The following is a 15,249-nucleotide window of genomic DNA, read 5'->3' as shown; positions in this document are numbered from 1 at the left end:
GCAAAAGGGACGGAGGGGCGGAAATACCTATAGTGCGTGGAGCCATAACCAAAAAGTTTGGCCGGTGTTCTTTTGCAGGACGTTCGACGGCGGTCCATAAGAGACGCTTATCCGTCCACGCAGATTAGGTCTTATCCATACCGGCCGGGATTCCCTAGTGTCGAAGGAACGAGTATCGCTCCGTCCTGACTCCCTAGGAAGAGACCATGTCTGAATTTGAACCTGCATCGCGAGTGTCCCGCATCAAGTCTTCTGCCAGCGTGGCCGCAGCTGCCCGCGTTCGTGAACTCAAGGCAGAAGGGCGCCGGATCCTGGACCTTACGGTCGGTGAGCCGGACTTCGATACCCCCGAGCACATCAAGGCCGCAGCGGTTGAGGCCATCAGCAAGGGCGAGACGAAGTACACCTCGGTCACCGGAACGCCGGCGCTGCAGAAGGCCATCCTCCAGACCATCGAGCTGCGCTCCGGCGTTCACTACACCCCGGCAGAGATCACCATTGGCGGCGGTGCCAAGCAGGTCATCTTCACCGCGTTCATGGCTTCCCTGGATGCCGGCGACGAGGTTGTGGTGCCCGCGCCGTACTGGGTCTCCTACCCGGACATGGTGCTCGCGAACGAGGGCACGCCGGTGGTTGTCACCTGCGGCGAGGAGTCGGGCTTCAAGCTGACCCCCGAAACCCTGGCCGGGGCGCTCAACGAGCGGACCAAGTGGCTAATCCTCAACACCCCGTCGAACCCCACTGGCGCCGTGTACTCCCGGGCCGAACTCCGGGCCCTGGCGGATGTCCTCGCCAACTTCCCGCAGGTCTACGTCCTGACGGACGAGATCTACGACCAGATCTACTTCGGCTCCGGCCGCATCTCGAGCCTGGTAGAAGTTGCGCCGGAGCTGAAGGACCGTGTTCTCGCCGTCAATGGTGTTTCGAAGGCCTACGCCATGACCGGTTGGCGGCTGGGCTACGCAGCCGGACCCGCACCGCTCATCGCAGCGATCAACAAGCTCCAGTCGCAGATCTCCTCCTGCCCGTCCTCCGTGAGCCAGGCCGCCAGCGCCGCCGCGCTCACCGGCGACCAGACCTTTGTCCGGGAGAGCGTCGAGGTTTACCGCAGCCGTCGCGACGCGGCGGTAGCCGCGCTGAACGCCGTCGACGGCCTTTCATGCGCGACGCCGGAGGGCGCCTTCTACGCGTACGTTAACTGCGGCGGTGCCATCGGCAAGACCACCCCGGAGGGGAAAGTCATCGCCAACGACGAGGACTTCACGCTTTACCTTCTCGAGGCAGCCTCCGTCGCCGTCATCCAGGGATCGGCCTACGGCCTGGGTCCGTACTTCCGCATCTCCTACGCCACCAGCCTCGACGTCATTGAAGAGTCCATCGCAGCCATCGACAAGGCCGTCCGGGCCCTCAGCTAAACCCCTACCCACCCGGCGCCCAGCTAACTCCCACCAAATGAAGGAAAATTCCGTGATCCACGTCAAGACCAACATCGAACGACCCGACGCCGACGCCGTAGCCCGTCTGGCAAAGTTCTCGTCCGCCACGATCCACGAGGCACAGGGCCGCAAGGGCGCACTGAGCTCCAAGATCAAGCCGATCGACCGCAGCATGTCCTTCTGCGGCCCGGCCACCACCGTCCGCTGTGCCCCGCGGGACAACCTCATGCTGCAGGTGGCCATCCACTACGCCGAGGCCGGGGATGTTGTCCTGGTGGCGGCAGGGGAGTACGAGGAAGCCGGCACCTTCGGCGACGTCCTCGGCAACGCCATGAAGGCCAAGGGCCTGGCGGGCATGGTGACGGACTCCGGCGTCCGCGACACCCAGGACCTCATCGAACTGGGGCTGCCCGTCTTCTCCGGAAGCGTGTCCATCAAGGGCACCGTTAAGGAGACCATCGGCCCCATCAACCACCCGGTGGTCTTTGGCGACGAGATCATCTACCCCGGCGACGTCCTGCGCGGCGACGCCGACGGTGTTGTTGTTGTCCGCAAGGACGAGATCGAGGAAGTCATCCGCCTCTCGCAGGAGCGTGACGACGCCGAGCGCGAACTCATCGAGCTCTACAAGGCGGGTGGAACCACCATCGACCTGTGCAACCTCACTGACGTGCTGAAGGCCAAGGGCCTGCTGGTCGAACACGCGTAGTCGCTTATTGGTAGTCACCTAATTTATATGGCGACTGCGGCCATCACCGCACGCCGGCGATCACCTCAGGCGGGGCAGTACTACTGTCCCGCCTGAGGCCTGTTAATGCTGCAGCGCTCTGCCCCCCGCACTTTGCTCCGGGGACGCGGCATGCCAGCCCCAGCCCGCCCGCTACGGCGCTGGGCCGAGCCGTTCGGACTGGAGCGTTTCGCGCGCCCTGGTCCCTGGCAGCGGCGGTGCGGTGGAGCGGTAGGTGTGGCCGGTTGGGGTGGTGATTCCGATGGTGTGTCGTGGGCCGGGTCGGGGTTTTGCTTTCCAGCCGGGGAGTTCTTTGGTGTGGTTGCAGGCTTCGCAGAGTCCGGCGCCGTTGGCCAGGGATGTTGGGCCGTCGTCGTGCCAGGGGATGATGTGGTCGTGGTGGCGGATGGGTGCGTCGCAGTAGGGTGTGCGGCAGGTGTTGTCGCGGATTTGGATGAAGCGGCGCAGCGGTGGCGGGAAGAGCCGTCGCCGTGAGTCCATCGCCACGAGGTCGCCGGTTTCCGGGGCGGTATAGAGCCGGCGCAGCCAGATCTTCAGTTCCTGCACGGCTTTCTGGCCTGCGTCCTTTTGGCCGGTGGCTGGGTCGGGCGTGTTTGAGCTGCCGGCCCGAGGTTCTTGTCCCTGCACCTGTCGGTGTTCTGGTGTTTGTTCCTGTGCCTTTTCCTGATTGAGGAGCTCCCGTGCCCACGGGGCGGGGACGACGCCGTAGCCGGTGAGGCGTGCGGGTTCGCTGTCGCCTTGGAGGAGGGTGCGGTCGGTCATGACGAGGCTGATGTCGATGCCGGTGATGCCGCCGGGCGTGCCGGTGGTCCATTCGACGAGGGTGTCGGCCTTGATCTGCCCGAGGCTGCGGGGGTCGCCGGCGGACTTAAGTGTGTCGGCGTGCCGGGTCAGGGCCGCATATGCGGCGACGCCCTGGTGGGCGGGCAGCAGCGCTGTCAGGTAGGTCATGCAGTCCGGAGCGGGGCGCAGGCTCACAGACCGCTCCGACGCGGCGTGGCTGGCCCGCTGCGTGACCGAGCGGGAGTCCCGCCGGGTGGAGGCGGCCTTGACCGCGGCGATGACGCCGCGGGTCCCGACGCCGTTGAAGGTCCCGGTATCGGCGGCGAGCTCCTCGTCCACGGCGGCCCGGTCTTCCACGGTGAGGCAGGCTGTTTCCTTGACGAAGTGCATGGCGCGTTCTTCGTTGAGCTGGCCGGTGTCCAGGGCGGCCAGGGCGTGGGGCATCTCGGTCACCAGGGCCTTGCCCATGCCCAGCAGCCGGCCGCCGCGGTGCGGGGACTCGCCCCGGGCCAGGGCGATCTGCTCCGCCACCCCAAGGTTCTGTTCTTTGGGCCGTTTCTTGCCCAGGTCCTCCGCAGACACGGCGCTGCTGTCAGCCTGTGTCCCGCGTTCGGCTTGTTCCTCGCGGTGCCTGACCTCGAAAGTGACGGCAAGCCGGGCCTGCTGACCAGTGGCCCAGCATTTGAATTTTTCCAGCGCCTGGGTCTGGTCGATCAGGCCGGGACCGTCGGCGGTGAGGTCGGCCGTCAAGATGACCTCTGCCGCCGCGAGCCTTGTGTCGAGACTCAGCCGAGGCGCATCAGCGACGGAGGGCGCGCCGCCGGCGAACACCGCGTCGTAAAACAGTGCCTCGGGAAACGGATCCACCGGAAAGGATTCCGGATACTCGGTGTCGAGGCCATCGTCGTAGGGAGCCCCGTCCTCCAGGAACCCGTCAGCCCGGAATCCGTCGTCCGCGAACTCATCGAACGGAAAAGCCTCGTCAGAGAACCAACCGTCTGGAATCGCGACGAGGGGAAGGGCCGTGTCTGTAAAAAGGGCGCCGGGAACCGCGACAGCACGCAGGTCGTCGCCGTGCGGCGCCGCTCCTGTCACTGCCGAATTCCCGCTACCGTCCATGAACACAGTCTGCCAAGGGGGTACGACATTAAAGAGCCCGTCGGGCACCAGACGCGGGCGTGATCCAAAAATTTTTTTGATTCCACCCGCGAACGGAATCTGGGTAGCAGCTCGCGGCGTTCTCAGCCGTCAGAACGCCCTGATCTGCTACGCAGTTGGGAGAACGGACCCGGGAAACAGCCTGGCAGAAAGCCCAAGCCGCGGCAGCGCCGCCGTCGTACGGGGTTTCAGCCCCATGGGGCGGGGAAAGTAGGTGACAGCTCGCGGCGTTCTCAGCCCTGGGAACGCCCTGATCTGCGATCCAGTTGGGAGGCCGGCGGGTAAGTGCCGTCAGACGCGATGCGGGACCGCGTAGGCCGGGGCGCCGAAGACGGCGTCCTCCAGATACCAGACCGTCGAACCACCGCCGCTGACCGGCATGATGCTCCCCTCGAAAACGAAGATCGGAGCTGCGGACCGGTCCTCCGGCCGCCAGAAACCGTTGGTGGGGCAGTGGGACCCGGTTTTCGCCATAAGTCCCAGAGCCGGGTCGGTAGTTCTCCTGATGGTGCTGAGCTTTTTCATGGCAGGCTCCCCGTTGATTCTGATTGTGGAAAGTGCTTTTCCGCAATTTCTTGGCTTGCTGCCAATATTAGAATCCCGGGGGAGTGGTTACTAAGACAAATGATGAGTGCCCTAATAAGCGGAACCTATGAACCCCTAGCGGCCATACTTATTGCTGAGCATTTCCTGGAGCATTTCCTTCAGCACGAGGAGTACAGCCGACGCCGCCTCCGAGAGAGGATCGTGGTCGGGCGTGCACAGCGCGATCTTGCACTGTAGTGCAGGATCGACGATCCGCAGGACGTGGAAGTCCTCCTCATGGAACAGGGCGTCAGCAGCAGACTTGGGCAGGATGGTGGCCCCAAGGTCGGCACGCAGCAGCCGGGTCAGTGAGGGCACCGACTCCACCTCGCCCACGAGCTGGAGCTTCAGGCCCTTGCTGTCGAAGCCGGCCTCGACCGTCTGGCGAAGGGTATGGATCTTCTCGGGAAGGAAGAGCCCGAGGCGGGCCACCTCCTCCAGCGTGATCTCGCCCTTTCCGGCGTCCACATCCGTTCTGGCGGCGTTGACCACGAGGTGCAGGTCCTCGACGATCATCGTGGTGAAAAGGACGCCGCGGATGGGGCCGGGCTCGTAGATGAGGGCCATGTCCAGCCGGCCGTTCTTGATGGCTTCACTCAGGACACCGCCGTAGATTTCCGTGACGTGCAGGACGATGTCCGGGTACCGCCGGGCTACTTCGCTGATGATCTGCGGGGTCAGGCTCGAGGCCATGCTGTAGGGCGCGATGGCGATGGACACCCGGCCGGACGGCGCGGCCCCGGACTTGGCAACGTCCTGCCGGGCCTGTGCGACGAGCCGCAGGATGGACTGGGCGTGCCGGTACAGCGTGTGCCCGGCCGCCGTGGGCTGCACGCCCTGTTTGCTGCGGATCAGCAGGCGCTGCTTGAGTTCAGTTTCCAGCGCCGAAACCTGCTGGCTCAGGGCCGGCTGGGCCACATGCAGAGCCGCCGCAGCCTTGGTGATGCTCCCCGAGTCCACGATCTGTACGAAGTACGCAAGTTTCCTGGTGTCCACGGCGCCCTCTCTCTTTGCGGCGTCCTGAACCCACAGAAGGTCATAACGGGTGGCTATGAAGGGATACGCAATAGGTCTTTGTGTGATCCACATCGCTGACACTAGGTTGAACCCAGAACGCTATTTCACTAGGCGTACATTCTATCCCCTCCGGTGACATGCAAATTCCTGATGGGGGCAGATGCATTTTGCATGTTATTCGCTTTTACCGAACTCGCCGGTTTCTTTTACATTCCGGAAATAAATGCTCCATATCTTCAAAGCAACGAGGGCGGACCGCCAAAGGCCGAACCCTCCTCAGTGGAAAGGAGGCGGTCATGGACTCCACTTCGGCGGCGGTCATAACCAGCACCTATCCCGTGACACCGATTACGTCTTTGTGTGAGCCAAATCCCGGTGTCAGACTTTTTTCCAGAAGCCGGTTGCCCGGCGGCGCCGAACCGGGAACCTGCACAGGGCCAGTTCGGACACACTTCATCACCAGCGCAGCTGATCCCATTGCCCATGCGGGCCGGGCCGCAGCTATCCACCCCAGGAAGGCAGATAATGGGACTCACAGTTGATCTCGTCGCAGATCTCGGAGAAGGCTTCGGCGCCTACTCGATGGGCGACGACGCTGCCCTGCTCGAGGTGGTTTCCAGTGCCAATATCGCCTGCGGCTTCCACGCCGGTGACCCGGACATCATGCACGCCACGGTCGCTGAATGTGTCCGCCGCGGGGTCAGCATTGGGGCGCACCCGAGCTTCCCGGACCTGCGTGGGTTTGGCCGGCGCGCCATGGACCTGACGGAGGACGAGGTCCGCAACGACGTCCTCTACCAGTTCGGCGCGCTCAGCGCCTTCGCCGCGTACCACGGCACCGGCGTCGCCCACATTGCGCCGCATGGCCGCCTCGGCAACCTCGTCGCCACCCGCCCCGACTACGCAGCAGCCGTGGCCGACGCCGCCGCACGCCTCAACCCCGGGCTTATCGTCCTGGCACAGGACGGCGAACTGGCCTCCGCTGCCGCCGAACGGCAGCTCCCGGTGGGCATCGTTGGCATCGCCGACCGAGCCTACGAAGCCGACGGCACATTGGTGCCCCGCGGCCGCCCCGGCGCAGTGATCCACGATCCCGCCGCCATCGTGGAGCGCACGGTCCGCATGGTGTGTGAAGGGCTCATCGAGACCGTCGCCGGCACGGACCTGCCGATTGTTGCCGATACCGTTCTCCTGCACGGGGACACCCCCGGTGCGGTGCAGCTGGCCCGCCAGGTCCGCGCCGAACTCGAGAACGCCGGCGTGACCATCGCCCCTCTCGCCCAGGTACTGGCCGCCAAAGTGAAGGTCGCCTGACATGGCTGCCAACCCAAATCCAACCCCCGTTGAGATCTTCGAGTCCGGGGATTCGGCCCTGCGGGTCGTCGCCTCCTCCGCTGACACGGAGGCCAACTGGAGCACCGTCCATTCCCTCGCGCAGTGGCTTGAGACTGCAGGGGCCGACGGCGTACACGGCGCAGTGCCGACGTACGACTCGCTGCTCGTGGAATTTGACCCCGGTGTCACCTCCGCGCGCCAGGTCCGGGCATTTGTCCTCCTCGGCCTGCGCCAGCTTGAGCACGTCGGCGCACCCGCCCGCACGCCCCGCGAGTTCAGCGTCCCGGTGGTTTACGGCGGCGAGTACGGCCCGGACCTGGAGCGCGTTGCCGAGCACGAGCAGCTCTCCGTGGAGGAGATCATCGCGCTCCACACTGCCAAGTCCTACGTCATCCGTTGTTTGGGTGCCCCGGCGGGTTCACCCATGATGGACGGCCCCGACTTTCCGCTCCCTGTTCCGCGGCTGAAGGACCCCCGGCTGTCCGTTCCGGCGGGTGCCGTGGCCGTCGCCGGCCGGCAGGCAGTCATCGCCCCCGCGGTGGCCCCCGGCGGATGGTGCGTCATCGGCCAGACTCCGCTGACCGTCCTTGACGCCGCCAGTGAACCGCTGGTCCCCTACCTGCCCGGCGACCGCCTGAAGTTCCGTCAGATCCAGCCGGAAGAGTTCGCAGACTACGCGGGACGGAAACTGGAGGCAGCACGATGAGCGGGTCACTGATCATCCAGCAGCCCGGAAACTCCGTGGTCACGGACCTGGGCCGCTTCCGTGGACCCCGGTTCGGGCTCCCCGTCAACGGGGCGCTGGACCAGTTCTCGGCACGGGCGGCGAACATCCTCGCGGCCAACGCCGACAACGCCCCGCTGCTGGAAATCACAGCACTCGACTTCCGGATGCAGGCCACCACGGACCTCCTCATCGCGGTCACCGGCGCACCGCTGACCCTCACGGTCGGCGGCCGCGAATGCCCGCAGTGGGAACCGGTGTCTGTCCGTGCAGGGGAGACTGTGGCGGTACGCCGCATCACCGGCGGCCTCCGCGCCTACCTGGCGGTCCACGGTTCGGTGGAGGCGCCGGCGCTGCTGGGAAGCTGTGCCCCCGATACGGTCATCGGCTTTGGCCTTCGGCTCTCCGAAGGCACTGAGCTGAAGACCTCCACGAGCGTCGGACCCATCCGGCAGCCATACTTTGACCTTCCGCTGTTCCGGCTGGGGCTGACCCGGCCGGAGTTCAGCAGCCGGGCGGTCATTGACGTCACGGACGGTCCGGACGTTGAAGAATTCGGCGAGACAGCGGAGCTGCTGTACAACACCGAATACACCGTCAGCGCCCGGAGCAACCACATCGGGCTGCGCCTCGGCGGGGCGCTTCCCGAACGCCAGTCGTCAGCCGAAGTGCTGTCGCGCGGCGTTCCGGTGGGAGCCATCGAGGTTCCCTCCAGGGAAGAGCTGCTGGTGCTGCACCGGGGACGCGGAGTCACCGCCGGGTACCCCGTTCTGGCAGTGGTCACCAGCCGTTCGCTCGACACCCTCGCCCAGGCACGGCCCGGGCACACCGTCACCTTCCGCAAGACCACCGTCCCCGAAGCCACAGCAAAGCATCGGGCCGCATTACGGGAACTGGAAAACCTCCGTTCCCGAGTCAGCACCGTCTTCGCCCTCCTTGGCATCGGCAAAGAGCCCGGCTGGCCGGAACTCGTACCGGCAGCCGGCAGCTAAGGATTACCGATGACCTCCCCTCGAACTAAGTCCAAGTTAGGAATGAAAATGTCTACACCAACGCGTGCGAGTGCACCGCAGCACGACCGCCTCGATGCGAGGCAGACCCGGAAAGTCGTCACCGCCGGGTGCGTCGGAATCTTTGTGGAGCTTTACGACAACGGCATTTTCGCCTTCATGGCCGGAACGCTGGCGCTCGTGTTCCTGGCTCCCGGGAACCCGGACAACGCCCTGCTGTTTGTCTTCGCCGGCTACGCCGTGTCCTTCTTCGTCCGCCCCCTGGGCGCCGTTGTCTGCGGCATCCTGGGCGACAAGATCGGGCGCCAGAAACTACTGGTCTTCGTCATCCTGCTGATCAGCATCGCCACCGCCGGCATCGGGCTCCTGCCCACGTACGCGGCCATCGGCATCGCAGCCCCCGTGCTGCTGGTGCTGCTCCGCCTGCTGCAGGGCTTCTCCGTCGGCGGCGAGGCTGCCGGCGCCATGACCTTCCTCGCCGAGCACGCCCCCGAAGGCAAGCGCGGCATCATCACCTCCTACGCCCAGATCGCCTCCTTCGCGGCTCTCCTCACCGGCACCCTGGTTGCGTTCTCCATGTCGCCTTGGCTCACGCAGGCAGCGATCGACGGCGGCGGCTTCGGCTCGTTCGCATGGCGCATCCCGTTCCTGGTTGCCATCCCCATGGGCGTCATCGGCTGGTACATCCGCAAGGCCATCGCGGACACCCCCAACTTCGTGAAGCTGAAGGAGGAGGGCGGCCTGTCCAAGAACCCCCTCAAGGAAGCCTTCGCCTCCGCCGAACACCGCCGCGCTATGCTCCTGGCCCTGTTCATCCCGCTCATGAACGGCTCCGGCTACTACGTCCTGTTCTCCTACATGCCGACGTTCCTCAAGGGCAAGCAGCTCAACTTCACCATCGGTGAGGCACTCCTCGTCACCGCCTGCAGCCTCGTGGTCATCTGCATCGCCATCCCGTTCATGGGCGCACTCTCCGACCGCATCGGCCGCAAGAAGGTCATCGCCGGCTCGGCAATCGCCATGGCTGTCCTCGGCATCCCTTCCTACGCCCTGATCGCCACCGGCAACATGGCCCTGGCCATCCTGGGCGCCTGCCTCATGGCCGTCGTCTTCGCCGGACATACCGCGGTGATCCACATCCTGATCGTGGAACTGTTCCCCACCCGCGTCCGGTACTCGGCCTACGGCCTGGGCTACAACATCTCCTCGGCACTCTTCGGCGGCACCGCCCCGCTGCTGATGACCTGGCTGATCTCGTCCACCGGCAACATCTACATGCCTGCTTTCTACGCGGTCATCACCGCGCTGGGCACGCTGGCGGCCGTCAGCACCGTCAAGGACCGCGCACACCTTCCGCTGCGCGACGCCTAACACTTACCACTGCACTAACCAGGAGACTTACATGCCGTTTTCAGACTACTCAACCGCCCTCGTCACCGGCGCCTCAACCGGGATGGGTGCCGCGATCGCCGAGCGCCTCACCAAGCGGGGGCTCACCGTTCACGCCGTGGCCCGCAACGAGGAACGCCTGAAGGACCTGGCCGACAAGACCGGCGCCATTCCCCACATCGTCGACCTGACCGACACCGCGGCCCTCACAGCCGCCGTCGGACACCTCGAAGTCGACGTCCTGGTGAACTGTGCCGGCGTCTCCCGGCCCGGCAATATCCTGGACTCCTCGGAGAACGACATCGACGAACTCATTGACGTCAACCTCCGCGGCCTGCTGCAGCTCACCCGGCTGGTCCTGCCGGGCATGGTGGAACGCGACCGCGGCCATGTCATCAACATCAGCTCCATCGCCGGCCTGTACAACTTCTACGGCCACACGGTCTACCACGCCACCAAGGCGGCCGTGCACCAGATCTCGCGCCAGCTGCGCAACGACACCGTGGGCAAGCGCATCCGCGTCACCGAGATCTGCCCCGGACGCGTCGAGACCGAGATCTTCGGCCGCAACATGGGCGGCACGCCCGAGGCCATGGAAGAGGCGTGGCAGACGTACTACGAGGGCTACGAATCCCTGACCACCGACGACATCGTCAACGCCATGGATTACGCCATCGAAACACCGCGCCACGTGAATGTTGGCATGCTGGAACTCATGCCCACGTTCCAGGTCCCCGGCGGGCTCACGTTCGACCGGCGCCAGGCCTAAGCTGCCAACGGTGGGGCCGGCCCAAGGCCGGCCCCACCCTGTCCACCCCAGATCCACAGAATCGATAGGTTTCCGATGCAACCAGTACGCACCGTCAGCTTCCCCGACCGGCAACTGCTCGCCGATCTCGCACCACTTCCTGAGGGCCTGCGGGGCGTGGTCTGGGACATGAAATCGGATCCCGAGGACGCGACGCTGGGAGAGATCGACGGCGTCATCCTCCCGTACATCAACGCCGGCGCGGTTCTGGGATCGCTCGCCCAGGTGGACGAACTGAAGTTCGTCCAGACGCAGTCCACCGGATACGACGGCGTGATTGAGGCCGCCGGTCCGGCGGCCGGCGTCGCGACCGCCTCAGGCGTGCATGCGGCGGCGACGGCGGAACTGGCGGTGGGTTTGATCCTCGCCAAACTGCGCGGAATCGACCAGGCCGTCCGCGACCAGCAGTACGGCCTCTGGCGGCCGGAGCGGCGCCTGTCCCTTGCGGACCGCCGCGTGCTCCTGGTGGGCGTCGGCGGGATCGGGCACGAAATTGCCCGCCGCCTGGAGCCCTTCGAGGTCACGGTCACCCGGGTGGGAAGCACGGCGCGGACCGACGAGCACGGAGAGGTCCACGCCTCCGCGGACCTGGCCACGCTTGCCGCAACGCACGACGTCCTGGTCACGGTGCTGCCGCTGAACGACCACACCCACCACCTGATCGGCGAGGAAGTCCTCGCGGCCCTGCCCGACGGCGCCCTCGTGGTGAACGTGGGACGCGGCCCGGTGGTGGACACGGCAGCGCTGACCAAGGAAGTCCTGTCCGGCCGCCTGCAGTGCGCCCTCGACGTCATCGATCCGGAACCGCTGCCGCAGGACCACCCGCTGTGGGCAGCGCCCAACGCCCTCATCACGCCCCACGTGGGCGGCAACACGTCGGCCTTCGAGCCGCGGATCCTGAAACTCCTGCGGCGGCAGCTCGAAGCCCTGGCCGCGGGAGAAGCCCCCGCCAACCTCGTGCAGCAGGGTCCTTTCTAGGCAGAGCCCTTCTAGGACGCAGCCACCTCTACAACAAGCGCGAACGTACACTTGGGCCCCGCGCAGGGCCGCAAATGGGGCCACAAGTGTACGTTCGCGCCAAAAGCACGTCCGGCCAGGTGAACGGCCCAGGCGGACGCCAAGGAACCACCATTTAGCGCACTGCGCAGACCGCGGCGAAGGAGCTGCTTCTTTTCATGACTTCACTTTTTGATTTGACCGGGCGGGTTGCCCTGGTGACGGGTTCGAGCCGGGGGATTGGTAACGCGTTGGCGCGGGGGCTGGCTGATGCGGGTGCGACGGTGGTGTTGAACGGTGTGAATGCGGAGCGGTTGAAGGCGGCTGAGGCTGCGATGGCCGCGGATTATGCGCCGGGGCGGGTGCATAGTGTGGTGTTTGATGTCACGGATGACGCTGCGGCTGCGGCGGGTGTTGCCTGGGTGGAGGAGCAGGTGGGCCCGCTGGAGGTGCTGGTGAACAATGCCGGGATTCAGCACCGGGTGCCGATGCTGGAGTTGGATGTGGCGGATTGGGAGCGGGTGATCTCGACGGATCTGACCAGTGCGTTCCTGGTGGGTCGGGCGGCGGCCCGGCACATGATTCCGCGGGGGCACGGGAAGATCATTAACATCTGTTCGGTGCAGACGGATCTGGCCCGGCCCACGATCGCCCCGTATGTGGCGGCGAAGGGCGGGTTGCGGAACCTGACCCGGGCGATGACTGCTGAGTGGGCGGGTTCGGGGTTGCAGATTAACGGGATCGCGCCGGGGTATATCCATACCGAGATGACGCAGAACCTGGTTGATGATGAGGCGTTTAATGCCTGGATTCTGGGCCGGACGCCGGCGGCGCGGTGGGGGACGGTGCAGGATCTGGCGGGCCCGGCGGTGTGGCTGGCCTCGGCGGGGTCTGATTTTGTGAACGGGCAGACAATCTTTATCGACGGCGGAATGACGGTGGTGGTCTGATGACACACGCAGCAGCAACAGAAACAGAAACAGCAGAAACAGCAGCAGAAACAGAAGCGGCGGCAACGGTGCTGCCGGTGTCGGGTCCGGCGGTGGTGGCGCATGGCAAGGGGGATTTGCGGGTCGATGAGGTCCCGCTGAAAACCCCGGCACCGGATGAGGCGGTGGTGGAGGTGCTGTATGGGGGGATTTGCGGGTCGGATCTGCATTACTGGCTGCACGGGGCGGCGGGCGAGTCGATCCTGAAGGCGCCGCTGGTCCTCGGGCATGAGATCAGTGGCCGGGTGGTCCGGGCCGCCGCGGACGGGTCCGGGCCGGTGGCGGGGACGCCGGTGGCGGTGCATCCGGCCACCCCGGGGCCGGGTGACGGGACGGCCCGGTACCCGGCGGAGCGGCCGAACCTGTCCCCGGGGTGCACGTACCTGGGGTCCGCGGCGAGGTTCCCGCATACGGACGGGGCGTTCAGCCGGTACGTGACCCTGCCGGTCCGGATGCTCCGGGAACTCCCGGAAACCCTGGATCTGCGGACGGCGGCTTTGATCGAACCGGCGTCCGTGGCGTGGCACGCGGTTGCCCGGGCCGGGGAGGTGGCCGGCAAGACCGCGCTGGTGATCGGGTCCGGCCCGATCGGGGCGCTGGCCGTGGCTGTCCTGAAGCGGGCCGGCGCGGCCCGGATCGTGGCGGTGGATATGCATGCCAGGCCGTTGGAGATCGCCGCGGCGGTGGGCGCGGACGAGGTCCTGACCGCCACCGACGGTGAGGCGATCGCCGCGGTGCAGGCCGACGTCGTGATCGAGTCCTCCGGGAACCACCACGGCCTGGCCTCCGCGATTCAAGGCGCGGCCCGGGGCGGGACCGTGGTCATGGTCGGGCTGCTGCCCACCGGGGCGCAGCCGGTCCTGATCTCCCTGGCCATCACCCGGGAACTGGACCTGAAAGGTTCGTTCCGGTTCAACGACGAAATCGACGAGGTCATCACCGCCCTCGCCGACGGCACCCTGCACATCGGCCCGGTCATCACCCACGACTACCCCGTGACCGACGCCCTCAACGCGTTCGAAACCGCCCGCGACTCCGCCCAATCCGGCAAAGTCCTCCTCAACTTCGGGGAAGCATCATGATCACGAAGCTGCCGCCCCTGGTTGTCATGGGTGTCTCCGGCTGCGGAAAATCGACCGTCGGCGCGCTGCTGGGCGAGCGGCTTGGCGTGCCGTTCTTCGACGGGGACGACTTCCATCCGGCCGCCAACAAGGCCAAGATGGCAAGCGGCACACCCTTGAATGACGAGGACAGGGCACCGTGGCTCGCAGAGATCGGTGCCGCGCTGGCAACGCCATCCGACGCAGCCCGCTCGAATATCATCGCCTGCTCGGCGCTCAAGCGGAGCTACCGCGACCTGCTGCGCAGCTTCGTTCCCGGCCTGGTGTTCGTCCACCTTTCCGGCGCGGAAGCCACCATTTCGGGCCGGATCAGCGGCAGGGCGCACGAATACATGCCCAGCAGCCTCCTGGCCTCGCAGCTTGCGACGCTGGAGCCGTTGGGAACCGATGAGGCGCATATTCCCGTGGATATCCTCGGCGATCCGGCAACGCTCGTAGACGGCATCGTCCGCGAGCTGGAACGTTCCTGACCCTACCTCTGGGGCTGGATCCCGTTCCCCGCGCCCTTGGCGAGTTCCACTTCGGTGTTGATGATTTCGGCGGAGCACTGGAACTGCACGTCGCAGCTTTGCAGCACGATGGTGGCCGCGGCCGTGCCCTCATTGAACGCCATCACGTTGGGAACCACCCGGATGGTGACGGTCTGGGCTTTCCGGGTGCAGCTCAGCTGGTCGTTTCCGATGCCGCCGGCGATCCGTCCGTCGCTGACCCTTTGGGTGAGCTGGATGACGGGTATGGCGGTAGTCAGGGTGGGGCCGGTGTCGCAGACGAAGGTGATTGGAATATCGACGGCGGCGCCGTCGGCGACGAGGATTCCGGGCCCCGCGCTGACCAGCGTCGCGGGGGCTGCGTGGGCGGGGGCGGCGACGCCCATGAGGCCGGCGGCGAGTGCGACGGCGGCGAGGCGGCTTCTAGTGCCTAACATCAGGTTCTCCCTTAGAGGCAGGTTGGAGTGGATTATGCTGCCAAACGTCCGCGCGGCCGAAAGTCCGGCTGGCCGCACCATACTCACGCACCGGTTGCGCTGACAAGAGCCAAATAAAAGGGAAGCGGACGACGGCGGGGGGGGCCCCCCGCGGGCCCGGGGAAGAAAAGGGGTTTTGGGTTTTTTTTCACAAAACCCGGGCGGATAAGTGAAAAAACCACGGGA

Annotated in this window: 15 protein-coding genes; 11 read left to right on the top strand and 4 right to left on the bottom strand. The window is 65.9% G+C overall.

Annotated elements, in window-relative coordinates:
- Positions 1-206: 206 nt before the first annotated feature.
- Both ACFRAU_RS02390 and ACFRAU_RS02385 read left to right on the top strand, forming a co-directional pair.
- Entirely contained in the window at positions 207-1,415 is a 1,209-nt protein-coding gene (locus ACFRAU_RS02390; RefSeq protein ID WP_377996936.1) for an aspartate transaminase, read from the top strand.
- A gap of 52 nt (positions 1,416-1,467) precedes the next feature.
- Positions 1,468-2,145: a 4-carboxy-4-hydroxy-2-oxoadipate aldolase/oxaloacetate decarboxylase gene (locus ACFRAU_RS02385; RefSeq protein ID WP_377996935.1), complete on the top strand. Its 678-nt coding sequence runs from the start codon at positions 1,468-1,470 to the stop codon at positions 2,143-2,145.
- Between the two features lie 171 nt (positions 2,146-2,316).
- On the opposite strand, the gene ACFRAU_RS02380 is transcribed toward ACFRAU_RS02385, so the two are convergent.
- From ACFRAU_RS02380 to nac, 3 genes are all read right to left on the bottom strand, one after another.
- Positions 2,317-4,086, bottom strand: coding sequence for an HNH endonuclease (locus ACFRAU_RS02380; RefSeq protein WP_377998645.1), 1,770 nt, complete (start codon positions 4,084-4,086; stop codon positions 2,317-2,319).
- 330 nt (positions 4,087-4,416) lie between these two features.
- On the bottom strand, positions 4,417-4,650 hold the full coding sequence (locus ACFRAU_RS02375; protein ID WP_377996933.1) for a hypothetical protein: 234 nt from the start codon (positions 4,648-4,650) through the stop codon (positions 4,417-4,419).
- Positions 4,651-4,785: 135 nt separating this feature from the next.
- Complete coding sequence (gene nac / locus ACFRAU_RS02370) at positions 4,786-5,706, bottom strand: nitrogen assimilation transcriptional regulator NAC (RefSeq protein WP_377996932.1); 921 nt, start codon at positions 5,704-5,706, stop codon at positions 4,786-4,788.
- A gap of 546 nt (positions 5,707-6,252) precedes the next feature.
- On the opposite strand from nac, the gene ACFRAU_RS02365 reads away from it, so the two are divergent.
- From ACFRAU_RS02365 to ACFRAU_RS02325, 9 genes are all read left to right on the top strand, one after another.
- Positions 6,253-7,041, top strand: coding sequence for a LamB/YcsF family protein (locus ACFRAU_RS02365; RefSeq protein WP_377998644.1), 789 nt, complete (start codon positions 6,253-6,255; stop codon positions 7,039-7,041).
- Position 7,042: 1 nt separating this feature from the next.
- Positions 7,043-7,768, top strand: a complete 726-nt coding sequence (locus ACFRAU_RS02360) for an allophanate hydrolase subunit 1 (protein ID WP_377998643.1) — start codon at positions 7,043-7,045, stop codon at positions 7,766-7,768.
- A complete protein-coding gene (locus ACFRAU_RS02355) occupies positions 7,765-8,778 on the top strand; it encodes a biotin-dependent carboxyltransferase family protein (protein WP_377996929.1) in 1,014 nt (337 codons plus the stop codon). The genes ACFRAU_RS02360 and ACFRAU_RS02355 overlap by 4 nt, the downstream gene beginning before the upstream one ends.
- A gap of 48 nt (positions 8,779-8,826) precedes the next feature.
- Entirely contained in the window at positions 8,827-10,167 is a 1,341-nt protein-coding gene (locus ACFRAU_RS02350) for an MFS transporter (protein WP_377996928.1), read from the top strand.
- Between the two features lie 31 nt (positions 10,168-10,198).
- Positions 10,199-10,954 (top strand): SDR family oxidoreductase, encoded by a 756-nt coding sequence (locus ACFRAU_RS02345; protein ID WP_377996927.1) that lies wholly within the window; start codon positions 10,199-10,201, stop codon positions 10,952-10,954.
- A 75-nt stretch (positions 10,955-11,029) separates the two neighbouring features.
- Positions 11,030-11,971: a 2-hydroxyacid dehydrogenase gene (locus ACFRAU_RS02340; RefSeq protein WP_377998642.1), complete on the top strand. Its 942-nt coding sequence runs from the start codon at positions 11,030-11,032 to the stop codon at positions 11,969-11,971.
- A gap of 197 nt (positions 11,972-12,168) precedes the next feature.
- Positions 12,169-12,939 (top strand): SDR family oxidoreductase, encoded by a 771-nt coding sequence (locus ACFRAU_RS02335; RefSeq protein WP_377996925.1) that lies wholly within the window; start codon positions 12,169-12,171, stop codon positions 12,937-12,939.
- Entirely contained in the window at positions 12,939-14,060 is a 1,122-nt protein-coding gene (locus ACFRAU_RS02330; protein WP_377998641.1) for an L-idonate 5-dehydrogenase, read from the top strand. The genes ACFRAU_RS02335 and ACFRAU_RS02330 overlap by 1 nt, the downstream gene beginning before the upstream one ends.
- Positions 14,057-14,569: a gluconokinase gene (locus tag ACFRAU_RS02325; RefSeq protein ID WP_377998640.1), complete on the top strand. Its 513-nt coding sequence runs from the start codon at positions 14,057-14,059 to the stop codon at positions 14,567-14,569. The genes ACFRAU_RS02330 and ACFRAU_RS02325 overlap by 4 nt, the downstream gene beginning before the upstream one ends.
- 2 nt (positions 14,570-14,571) lie before the next feature.
- On the opposite strand, the gene ACFRAU_RS02320 is transcribed toward ACFRAU_RS02325, so the two are convergent.
- On the bottom strand, positions 14,572-15,024 hold the full coding sequence (locus tag ACFRAU_RS02320; protein WP_377998639.1) for a hypothetical protein: 453 nt from the start codon (positions 15,022-15,024) through the stop codon (positions 14,572-14,574).
- Between the last annotated feature and the right edge of the window lie 225 nt (positions 15,025-15,249).

Origin of the sequence: Arthrobacter sp. NPDC056691 (genome assembly GCF_042791415.1) — a bacterium.
Lineage (GTDB): Bacteria > Actinomycetota > Actinomycetes > Actinomycetales > Micrococcaceae > Arthrobacter.
The sequence above is the reverse complement of the archived record's forward strand: the minus strand, read 5'-3'. Positions and strand labels throughout refer to the sequence as shown.